We start from the raw sequence: 9,599 nt of genomic DNA, 5'->3' as shown, positions 1-9,599 counted from the left end.
AGCAGGGCTGTCTGGCGAGCTACAGCACCCGGCACGCAACCGTGACGGGCACCCCGTCCCCGGCCAGCTCCTTCACGAGCGGGTAGATCCTTTTCCCGGCAGATGCGCCTGCGACAGATAGGCCGCGGCCCGCCGCAGGACCTCGTTCTCCTGCTCCAGCAACTTGATCCGCCGACGCGCTTCCCGAAGCTCGAGGCTCTCCTGGCTGGTCGATCCGGGCTTGGTTCCGTCGTCGATCTCCGCGCGACGCATCCACTTCCACAACGTCATCGGATGGACCCCGAAGTCGGTGGCCACCTGCTCGACCGTCACACCCGGCCCGCGGTTCCTCGCGACCCGCACGACATCCTGGCGGAACTCCTCCGGATAAGGCTTGGGCACAGCGACATCCTTCCCACCCACCCCACAGGGCAAGCCAGTTCAGATGTCACCCGATCGTGCGGCAGACCCTTTGCTCGGACGATGCCACGCACCGGAATCCCGTGTGGTCGTCAAGCATGGTTTCGTCGGCGTGGTTGAAGGCCGAGAGTGCTCCACGGAACAGCGGGCACGTGAAGACGCTGCCCTTCAGTGTGTGCCCTCCCGCGCTCGATCTCCCGTTGCCGCTGGTGTCCTCGTAGGAGGTGCCGGGCGTCGGGTGGTGCGGTGGAGGGGGCGTCAGCCCAGGCAGGTAAGCGGCCAAGCTGTGACGGCAGTTCGGCTGGAACAGGCCCGCGGCTCTTGCCTCGACGAGCGACCGGTGACATGCATCGCGACCGTCCGTGCGGGTGCCGGGAGCCACCGGCGCTGGATCGCGTGCTCCGCACGGAGCGTATGCGGCCCGGATGGCGGACAGGGTGAGGATCTAGCCCTCCCACGGCCGGCAGAGCGGGTACTCCAGCGGCGCATCGGAGACGATGACCAGCCCAACGCGGCCCCGAGGGCGTCGATATGCCCCTCGATCGCCGCCCGGGCGTCACCGAGAGCGGGATGTACCCCTGCCTAGCTGCGTGGCAGAGGCCCTCCGGGCGCACATGTACCAGCACAAGCCCGTAGACGTCGCGCTGCCCTGGCGGAAGCCTGACGGACCGCTCGTCTCCGCGCGGCTGCTGTTCACCAACTCGGCCAACTGGCTCGTCTGGCGCAGCAACTTCAACTTGCAGGAGTGGAAGCCGGCGATCGCCGCGGCTGGCCTCATTCCGGTGCCCTAGAGGGCGAGCCGTACGATTCCGCGCGCGAGCACGGGATGCACGCGCTCCGGCACTTCTATGCCTCGGTCCTGCTGGACGCTGGAGAGAGAACATCAAGGCCGTGAGCGAGTACCTACCCCGGGGCACTCAGACCCGGGCCTGACGCTGCGGGTGTACGCGCACCTCATGCCTTCGAGTCAGGAGCGGACCAGGCAAACAGTGGACGGCGTCCTATCGCCTAGCCGTGACGGCTCGCATCCCGACGCCACCTGACATGCATGCGCCCGTGCCAGGCACGGGAACAATGCCTTGCATGGGCGCATGGGGGACGTTGTTAGCAACCATTGCCGGTGCCGCGATCGCGCTCGTGGGTCAGCACCTGGTGAAGCGGTCTGAGGAACGGGCTCGCATCTCGGAGCTTCTATTTGAGCAGTGCGCCATGGTGGCGGCATCCTCTACGGAGTTCCGGGATCGCATCTGGGAAGAACGTCACCTGGGCTTGGAGGGGCGGGTCGCTAGTTGGGATCTTTCGGCCCTGCGGCTGGCAACAGCCCGCCTGCACATCCTCTCGAAGGATGAAGTCCTGCTGTCGTCAGTGGATCAGCTGAACAGGGCTGGTCGGCGGCTGGGAAGCTGCTGGCGACGCGGGGACGTGAGTGATGCAGATTATTCCGATCTTTGGGATGAGCACGACGCTGCCATGAAGCAGTTCGTGGCGGCGAGCGGCAAGGCGGTGCGCCGCCGTCTGTCTCACACCTGAGCGTCGGGGCACGGCCCAGAGACGGCCCAGCAAGTCGAAGCAGGTACCCAACCGGCGCCAAACGCGCGCGACGGAGGGCTCGCCGCCCTGTGGACGACGAGCCCTCACGAAGAAGTCCGCAGGCCAGCCGGCCCCGCACAGCGGGCGGAGCCGGCCGGAGCCGTTCAGCCGGGTCGCTGCCCGACGGTCCCGGCGCGTGCCGCCCCCGCCGGTCAGCCGGACCCCACGAACAGCACCAGCAGTAGCCACACCACCGGGGCCGTCGGCAGGAGCGAGTCCAGCCGGTCCATGATGCCGCCGTGGCCGGGGAGCAGGGTGCCCATGTCCTTGATGCCGAGGTCCCGCTTGATCATCGACTCGCCGAGGTCGCCCAGCGTCGCGCTCGCCGCGACCGCGAGGCCCAGCAGCAGGCCCTGCCACCAGGTGCCGTCGTCGACGAGGAACTGCATGCACAGCGCGCCCGCCGTCATCGCGAAGCCCACCGCGCCCAGCAGCCCTTCCCGGGTCTTGCCGGGGCTGATGCGCGGCGCGAGCTTGTGCTTTCCGAAGCGCCAGCCCACCGCGTACGCCCCGGTGTCGCTGACGACCGTGAGGACCAGGAAGGTGATCACCCGTTCCGGTCCGTCGCCCGCACTGAGCATCAACGCGACGAAAGTCGCCAGGAACGGCACGTAGAAGGCCGCGAAGACACCGGCCGTGACATCCCTGAGGTAGCCGTCGGGCGGCTCGGTCATACGCCAGACCAGCACCGCGAGCGCGGTCAGCGCCATGGCCACCCACGCGCCTTCGGCCCCGCGCACATAACCGGCCACGACCATGGCGGCGCCGCCGACCGCCAGCGGCACCAGCGGCGCCTTGATCTGCTTGCGCTCCTTCAGGCGGCTGGTCAGCTCCCACAGGCCGACGACGACGGCGACCGCGACGACGCCGACGAACACGGCCTTGACGATGAAGAGCGACGCGACGATCACCGCGCCGAGCCCCACACCGACCCCTATGGCCGACCGCAGATCGCGACCGGCCCGCTTCTTCTGCGGCGGCTGAGGTGCGGCCGGCGGCGGGCTGGGCATGGGCTCCTGCGTGTTCTCGTCGCGGAACAGGGGGCCACCGAGCCGTGCGGCCCCCCGGTCACGGTCCTCGCGGCCGGACCGGCCGCCGGATTCCTCGGGGTGTTCGGCGTCTCTACCTGCGTCGGGAAAGTCCGGCACGATGGGCATGGGCCGAGTCTGCTGTGCCTCGTTCCCATCGTAGGCGGGACCCGCCGGGAGGGGCCCCTGGTCGGGCGGCGGCCATGCACCCGCGTATCCGGCGCCGTGCGAGGCCCCCCAGGAAGAGTCGTTCATCAGACCTCGAGCAGCTCGGCTTCCTTGTGCTTGAGCAGCTCGTCGACCTGCGCGACATACTTCGCGGTGGTGTCGTCGAGCTCCTTCTCCGCACGCCGACCCTCGTCCTCGCCGACCTCGCCGTCCTTGATGAACTTGTCGATGGTCTCCTTGGCCTTGCGGCGCACGGAGCGGATCGAGATCTTGGAGTCCTCGGCCTTCGACTTGGCGACCTTGATGTACTCCTTGCGGCGGTCCTGCGTGAGCTCCGGGAAAACCACGCGGATGATGTTGCCGTCGTTGCTCGGGTTGACGCCGAGGTCCGAGTCGCGGATCGCCTGCTCGATGTTGCGCAGAGCGGTCTTGTCGAACGGCGTCACGACGGCCATCCGCGGCTCCGGAACCGAGAACGACGCCAGCTGGTTGATCGGGGTCAGGGCACCGTAGTAATCCGCCACGATCTTGTTGAACATCGCCGGGTGCGCACGTCCGGTGCGGATCGCGGCGAAGTCATCCTTGGCGACCAGGACGGCCTTCTCCATCTTCTCCTCGGCCTCGAGGAGGGTCTCTTCGATCACCACTTGCTCCTGCGTGTCTTGAGTTGGGCCCGGCATCGGACTGGGCCGGCGGAACCTGCGTCGCGTGTTCCCTGCACGGTGTCCGACCGGCAGGGCTTTGTCCATCCCCGAGGGCTCCCCGAGGTCCTCGGGTCAGGCCCGGGTGTCCCGGTCGCTCACGAGCGTGCCGATCTTCTCACCCCGGACGGCCCGAGCGATATTGCCCTCGGTGAGGAGTTCGAAGACAAGGATCGGAAGGGCGTTGTCGCGGCAGAGGGTGATGGCGGTGGCGTCGGCGACCTTGAGGTTGCGGGACAGCACCTCGCCGTACTCCAGCGCGTCGAACTTCACCGCGTCCGGATTGGCCTTCGGGTCGGAGTCGTACACGCCGTCGACACCGTTCTTGCCCATCAGCAGTGCTTCGGCGTCGATCTCCAGAGCCCGCTGAGCGGCGGTGGTGTCGGTGGAGAAGTAGGGCATGCCCATACCGGCGCCGAAGATGACGACGCGGCCCTTCTCCAGATGCCGTACGGCGCGCAGCGGGATGTACGGCTCCGCGACCTGCCCCATCGTGATGGCGGTCTGCACACGGGAGTCGATGCCCTCCTTCTCCAGGAAGTCCTGGAGGGCGAGGCAGTTCATGACCGTGCCGAGCATGCCCATGTAGTCGGAGCGTGCCCGGTCCATGCCGCGCTGCTGGAGTTCGGCTCCGCGGAAGAAGTTTCCGCCGCCGATCACGATGGCGATCTCGGCGCCGTCGCGGACGACCGCTGCGATCTCCCGTGCGATGGCGTGTACGACGTCGGGGTCGACGCCGAGACCGGTGCCGCCGGAGAAAGCCTCTCCGGACAGCTTCAGCATGAAGCGGCCGGCCCTTTTGTCGTGCTTGTCGTCGCCTTGTGCGGCGCCCTGGTTCATGGAGATCTCCTCGTGCACATACGAAGAAGGCCATTGCCGTGGGGTCTTGCTGTCCCTGCCGGCAATGGCCTCCTCGTCAGATCTGCGGTCGTCCGGCGCGAACGCGGCCGACTGCTTCAGACCCTACCGGGGTCCGGGGTCCGTCGCGTACGGACTCAGATGCCGACCTTGATGCGCGCGAAGCGCTTCAGGGTGACACCGGCCTCGTCAAGAATCTTCTGGACCGACTTCTTGTTGTCGAGCGCGTACGGCTGGCCCAGGAGGGTGGCCTCCTTGAAGAAGCCGTTGACGCGGCCCTCGACGATCTTCGGGAGAGCGGCCTCGGGCTTGCCCTCGGCGCGCGTGGTCTCCTCGGCGACACGGCGCTCGGCCTCGACGACCTCGGCCGGAACGTCCTCGCGGGAGAGGTACTTCGGGGCGAACGCGGCGATGTGCTGCGCGACGCCCTTGGCGATCTCGGCGTTCTCCTTGTCGAGCTCGACGAGAACACCGATCTGCGGGGGCAGGTCGGGCATGGTGCGGTGCATGTACGCCGTGACGTAGCCACCGGAGAACTGCGCGAAGCGGTCCAGGACGATCTTCTCGCCGAGGTTGGCGTTGGCCTCGTCGACGTACGCCTGCACGGTCTTGCCGGGCTCGATCTCGGAGGCGAGCAGCGCCTCGATGTCGGCCGGGGAGGTGGCGGCGACGTGGGCGGCGAGCGCGTTGGCGACGGCCTGGAACTTCTCACCCTTGGCGACGAAGTCCGTCTCGCACTTCAGCTCGACGATGACACCGGAGGTGTTGTCGTCCGCGATCAGGGAGACGACGGCGCCGTTCTCGGCGGAGCGGCCCTCGCGCTTGGCGACGCCCTTCTGGCCCTTGATACGCAGGGCCTCGACGGCCTTGTCGACGTTGCCGTCGGACTCGTCCAGCGCCTTCTTGCAGTCCATCATGCCGGCGCCGGTGAGCTCGCGGAGCTTCTTGACGTCAGCGGCGGTGTAGTTCGCCATGAGTCTGAGTTTCTCTCTCGAAGTCTGAAAGATCTACGAAGATCTGGAAGATCTACGGGTGGACGGCGGGGGCAAGCGCGCCCCCGCCGTCGTCAACCGAACCTGTGAAGGTCAGGCCGTAGGTCAGGCCTGCTCGGCCTCGGCGGCCGGAGCGTCGGCAGCGGCCTCGGCCGGAGCCTCGGCGGCCGGAGCCTCGGCGGCGGCCTCGGCCGGCTTGGCCTCCTCGGCCTTGGCCTCGTCCGCCTTCTCGGCGTCAGCCTTCTTCTCGCCCTCGAGCAGGTCGCGCTCCCACTCGGCCAGCGGCTCGCCGGCGGCCTTGTCGCCCGGCTTCTGGTCGCCGGTCGCGGCGCCGGAACGGGCGATGAGGCCCTCGGCGACGGCGTCGGCGATCACGCGGGTGAGCAGGGTGACGGAGCGGATCGCGTCGTCGTTGCCCGGGATCTTGTAGTCGACCTCGTCGGGGTCGCAGTTGGTGTCGAGGATCGCGACGACCGGGATGTGGAGCTTGCGCGCCTCACCGACGGCGATGTGCTCCTTCTTGGTGTCGACGATCCAGACGGCGCTCGGCACCTTCTGCATCTCGCGGATACCACCGAGGGTCTTCTCCAGCTTGGCCTTCTCGCGGGAGAGGACCAGGAGCTCCTTCTTGGTGAGGCCGGAGGCGGCCACGTCCTCGAAGTCGATCTGCTCAAGCTCCTTGAGGCGCTGCAGACGCTTGTAGACGGTGGAGAAGTTGGTGAGCATGCCACCCAGCCAGCGCTGGTTGACGTACGGCATGCCGACACGCGTCGCCTGCTCGGCGATGGCCTCCTGGGCCTGCTTCTTCGTACCGACGAACATGATGGAGCCGCCGTGCGCGACGGTCTCCTTGACGAACTCGAAGGCGCGGTCGATGTACGACAGCGACTGGAGCAGGTCGATGATGTAGATGCCGTTGCGCTCCGTGAAGATGAAGCGCTTCATCTTCGGGTTCCAACGACGGGTCTGGTGACCGAAGTGGACGCCGCTCTCCAGCAGCTCCCGCATCGTGACAACGGCCATGGCCGTATCTCCTTGGATTCTCGGTTGTGTCCTGACGCCCCGACGCGCCGTGCCACAAGGGACCGAGGAGCGCGGCCACCGACCGCTGAGGGTGAGGTGGCGGGGCGTGCGAAGTCGACCCGGTGACCCGGATCGCCAGAAGAAGTGTACGGGACCCGTGACGTGCCGGGTGACGGCGCTGTCCACAACCACCCGGTTGTCCACAGATCCGGGCCATGATCATCGCGGGCGGGCGGAGTCGCGGGACGGTCTCCCCCATGAACTGCGCACTTTGGGTGGACCGGCCGCGCCGCGCGCTCCCCGTACTGCTGGTGGCGCTGCTGCTGGGCGGAGCGGGGACGGGACCTCGGGCGGGGGCGGGGACGCCGCCTGGGTCGGGGGCGGGAACAGTGGCTCCGCCTGGGTCGGGGGCGGAGGCGGGGGCACGCCTGACCGGTGTGACGCCGTCCAGGCCGGCGGGGGTCCCGAGCGCTGCGGCTGCGACCGGATCGGGTCCGGCTGCGCACGGGTTGACGGCGGCGCTGCCACCGGATCCGGTCGAACCGACGGCGAGCGGAGGCAGCCGGCCGGTGATCGGACTGACCGTCGAGGGAGGCGATCGGGCGGGCATCAGACCCACGGGCGACGGAGGCGATCGGGCGGGCATCGGAGCCGTGCCCCCTCTGGTGCCGGCATCCGGTGCGGCCGGACCCGGCGGGCGCTCGGGGGGACGGAGCTGGCCGGTCGGGCCGCCACGACCCACCGTCGTGCGGGGCTGGACCCCGCCCGCGTCGCCCTACGGCGCCGGGCATCGCGGCGTCGATCTCGCCGCCCCGCCGGGCACTGCCGTCCGGGCCGCGGCGGCCGGCCGGGTCTCGTTCGCCGGTCGGGTCGCGGGCCGTGGCGTGCTGGCCATCAGCCTCACCGATACGGGTGACCCGCCGTTGCGGACCACGTACGAACCGGTCCGGCCGCTGGTGGACGAAGGAGCGACGGTCGCAGCAGGCCAGGTCGTGGCAACGGTCGAGGCAGGGTCGTCGCATTGCGCCGGAGGCTGTCTGCACTGGGGCCTGCTGCGGGGCTCGGAGTACCTGGATCCGCTGTCCCTGCTGCCGCCCTGGCTGCTCCGCCGCCCGCCGTCCAGGCTGCTCCCGGTCTTCGGCGTACCGTTGGCGCGGTCCGCTCCGGCGCCGGGGGCCGACCCGTGAGCGCCGTCGCCCTCGCCACCGGTCATGGATGGTCCATCGGCCATGGCCTGCTGGGCGCGGCCCACGCGGTGCTGCTCATGGCCTGCGGGGCCTGGGCCCAGCGCGCCCTGAGGCACAGGCACCTGCGCTCGGAGGAACCAGCGCTTCCCCCGGTGTCAGCCCCGGACGCCGCGCAGCGCCATCGCTACCGCCGCGTCCGCGACGGTGGCCGGGTCCTCGGCCACACCGAGCTCGATCCGGCGTACCGCGGCGTCCACGACGCCCTGCAGCAGCATCGCGCCGAGCCGCGGCTGCTCCTGGCCCAGCTCCCCGAGCGCCTCGACGATCATCGCGATCAGCTGCCCGTGCGCGGCCCGGATCTTCTCGCGGGCCCCGGCGTCCAGCTCGCTCGCGGAGATCGCGACGACGGCCCGGTGCCGCCGGTCGCCGACCAGGTCGAGCTGCCGGCGCACATACGCCTCGACCTTGCCCTCGGGAGTGTCCGCGCGGTCCATCGCGGTCTCGACCTCCGCGGCCCACACGGGGAAGTCCACCGCGCAGAGCTCCTCGACGACCGCGGCGCGCGAGCGGAAGTACTCGTAGACGGAGGACCTCGCGAGCCCTGTGCGCTCGGCGAGTGCGGGGAAGGTCAGCGCCTCCGTACCGCCTTCGGACAGGAGGGAGCGCGCGGCGTCCAGCAGGGCGCCTCGCTGCATCGTCCGGTGCTCGGCCACGGAGGCCGCTCGAATCCTGGGCACGTCCCCACTCTACGGATGCGGCCCGGGCGATTCGGCGTCAACGTCCGACGTCGGCCAGCTTCGCCCGCAACTGCAGCACGGACTTGGTGTGGATCTGGCTGACACGACTCTCGGTGACCCCGAGCACATGGCCGATCTCGGCCAGGGTGAGCCCCTCGTAGTAGTAGAGCGTGACGACGGTCTTCTCCCGCTCGGGCAGGGTGTTGATGGCCCGGGCGAGCAGTCGGCGCAGTTCCCGGTCCTCGGCGACCTCGACCGGGTTGTCCGCGGCCGTGTCCTCCAGGGTGTCCATGAGGCTGAGCCGGTCGCCGCCCTCACCGCCCACGTGCAGCAGCTCTTCGAGCGCCACGACGTTGGCCAGGGACAACTGGCTGAAAACCGAGTGCAGCTCCTCGACCGTGACGCCCATCTCGTCGGCGACCTCCGCCTCCGAGGGCGTCCGCCGCAGCTGGGCCTCGAGCGTGGCGTAGGCGCGTTCGACGGCACGGGCCTTCTGCCGCACCGAGCGCGGGATCCAGTCCAGCGCCCGCAGTTCGTCGATCATCGCGCCCCGGATGCGCGTGATCGCGTACGTCTCGAACTTGATCGACCGGTCCACGTCGAACTTCTCAATGGCGTCGATGAGCCCGAAGACGCCGGAGGAGACGAAATCCGCCTGCTCGACATTGGACGGCAGCCCCACGCTTACCCGGCCCGCCACGTATTTGACCAGCGGCGAGTAGTGCAGGATCAACTGCTCCCGCAGCCGCTCGTCACCCGTGGCCTTGTACGACCGCCACAGCTCCTCGAGCGACGAGGGAGCCGAGGGCCGCACTGTGTCACGGGCAGCGGGTGGCACTGCCGCGCGGTCAGACCCGGACGTGTGCTGGGGCATGCGTTGCCTTGAGCCGTTCTGCTGTGAGGGGGCGGGGAGGGG

At 69.3% G+C, this 9,599-nt stretch carries 10 protein-coding genes and 1 pseudogene; 3 read left to right on the top strand and 8 right to left on the bottom strand.

What is annotated here, in order from left to right; translation table 11 throughout:
* Positions 1 to 72 precede the first annotated feature (72 nt).
* Positions 73 to 381 (bottom strand): transposase, encoded by a 309-nt coding sequence (locus J7E88_RS04885; RefSeq protein WP_215177656.1) that lies wholly within the window; start codon positions 379 to 381, stop codon positions 73 to 75.
* A 566-nt stretch (positions 382 to 947) separates the two neighbouring features.
* Here J7E88_RS04885 and J7E88_RS04880 point away from each other — a divergent pair.
* Positions 948 to 1,442, top strand: a pseudogene (locus J7E88_RS04880) (site-specific integrase); the annotation flags it as partial.
* A gap of 40 nt (positions 1,443 to 1,482) precedes the next feature.
* The gene (locus tag J7E88_RS04875) at positions 1,483 to 1,929 is read left to right on the top strand and encodes a hypothetical protein (RefSeq protein ID WP_215177650.1); all 447 of its coding nucleotides are present in this window, start codon (positions 1,483 to 1,485) and stop codon (positions 1,927 to 1,929) included.
* Positions 1,930 to 2,141: 212 nt separating this feature from the next.
* Here J7E88_RS04875 and J7E88_RS04870 read toward each other — a convergent pair whose 3' ends face one another.
* The 5 genes from J7E88_RS04870 to rpsB all read right to left on the bottom strand — a co-directional run bounded on the left by J7E88_RS04870 (position 2,142) and on the right by rpsB (position 6,759).
* A complete protein-coding gene (locus J7E88_RS04870) occupies positions 2,142 to 3,272 on the bottom strand; it encodes a phosphatidate cytidylyltransferase (RefSeq protein ID WP_215177648.1) in 1,131 nt (376 codons plus the stop codon).
* Positions 3,272 to 3,829, bottom strand: a complete 558-nt coding sequence (gene frr, locus J7E88_RS04865) for a ribosome recycling factor (protein WP_215177646.1) — start codon at positions 3,827 to 3,829, stop codon at positions 3,272 to 3,274. The genes J7E88_RS04870 and frr overlap by 1 nt, the downstream gene beginning before the upstream one ends.
* Positions 3,830 to 3,961: 132 nt before the next feature.
* On the bottom strand, positions 3,962 to 4,726 hold the full coding sequence (gene pyrH / locus J7E88_RS04860; RefSeq protein WP_215177644.1) for a UMP kinase: 765 nt from the start codon (positions 4,724 to 4,726) through the stop codon (positions 3,962 to 3,964).
* 155 nt (positions 4,727 to 4,881) lie between these two features.
* Positions 4,882 to 5,718, bottom strand: coding sequence for a translation elongation factor Ts (tsf, locus tag J7E88_RS04855; protein ID WP_215177640.1), 837 nt, complete (start codon positions 5,716 to 5,718; stop codon positions 4,882 to 4,884).
* 123 nt (positions 5,719 to 5,841) lie between these two features.
* Positions 5,842 to 6,759 carry a 30S ribosomal protein S2 gene (rpsB, locus tag J7E88_RS04850; RefSeq protein WP_215177638.1) on the bottom strand — a complete coding sequence of 306 codons (918 nt, stop codon included), beginning with the start codon at positions 6,757 to 6,759 and terminating at the stop codon, positions 5,842 to 5,844.
* A gap of 746 nt (positions 6,760 to 7,505) precedes the next feature.
* On the opposite strand from rpsB, the gene J7E88_RS37315 reads away from it, so the two are divergent.
* Entirely contained in the window at positions 7,506 to 7,946 is a 441-nt protein-coding gene (locus J7E88_RS37315; protein ID WP_374196226.1) for a peptidoglycan DD-metalloendopeptidase family protein, read from the top strand.
* 155 nt (positions 7,947 to 8,101) lie between these two features.
* On the opposite strand, the gene J7E88_RS04840 is transcribed toward J7E88_RS37315, so the two are convergent.
* Positions 8,102 to 8,659, bottom strand: coding sequence for a TetR/AcrR family transcriptional regulator (locus J7E88_RS04840; protein WP_215177671.1), 558 nt, complete (start codon positions 8,657 to 8,659; stop codon positions 8,102 to 8,104).
* A gap of 61 nt (positions 8,660 to 8,720) precedes the next feature.
* Positions 8,721 to 9,557 carry an RNA polymerase sigma factor WhiG gene (gene whiG / locus J7E88_RS04835; protein ID WP_215177634.1) on the bottom strand — a complete coding sequence of 279 codons (837 nt, stop codon included), beginning with the start codon at positions 9,555 to 9,557 and terminating at the stop codon, positions 8,721 to 8,723.
* Positions 9,558 to 9,599: the final 42 nt, after the last annotated feature.

It is taken from the genome of Streptomyces sp. ISL-10 (assembly GCF_018614575.1).
Taxonomy (GTDB): domain Bacteria; phylum Actinomycetota; class Actinomycetes; order Streptomycetales; family Streptomycetaceae; genus Streptomyces.
Note: the sequence above shows the minus strand (reverse complement) of the source record. Positions and strands in the feature narration are given on the sequence as shown.

Excerpts from the sequence above, each read along its gene's own strand:
- rpsB (WP_215177638.1), bottom strand. The coding sequence starts at position 6,759 with ATGGCCGTTGTCACGATGCGGGAGCTGCTGGAGAGCGGCGTCCACTTC.
- J7E88_RS04875 (WP_215177650.1), top strand. The coding sequence starts at position 1,483 with ATGGGCGCATGGGGGACGTTGTTAGCAACCATTGCCGGTGCCGCGATC.
- whiG (WP_215177634.1), bottom strand. The coding sequence starts at position 9,557 with ATGCCCCAGCACACGTCCGGGTCTGACCGCGCGGCAGTGCCACCCGCT.
- J7E88_RS04870 (WP_215177648.1), bottom strand. The coding sequence starts at position 3,272 with ATGAACGACTCTTCCTGGGGGGCCTCGCACGGCGCCGGATACGCGGGT.
- pyrH (WP_215177644.1), bottom strand. The coding sequence starts at position 4,726 with ATGAACCAGGGCGCCGCACAAGGCGACGACAAGCACGACAAAAGGGCC.
- tsf (WP_215177640.1), bottom strand. The coding sequence starts at position 5,718 with ATGGCGAACTACACCGCCGCTGACGTCAAGAAGCTCCGCGAGCTCACC.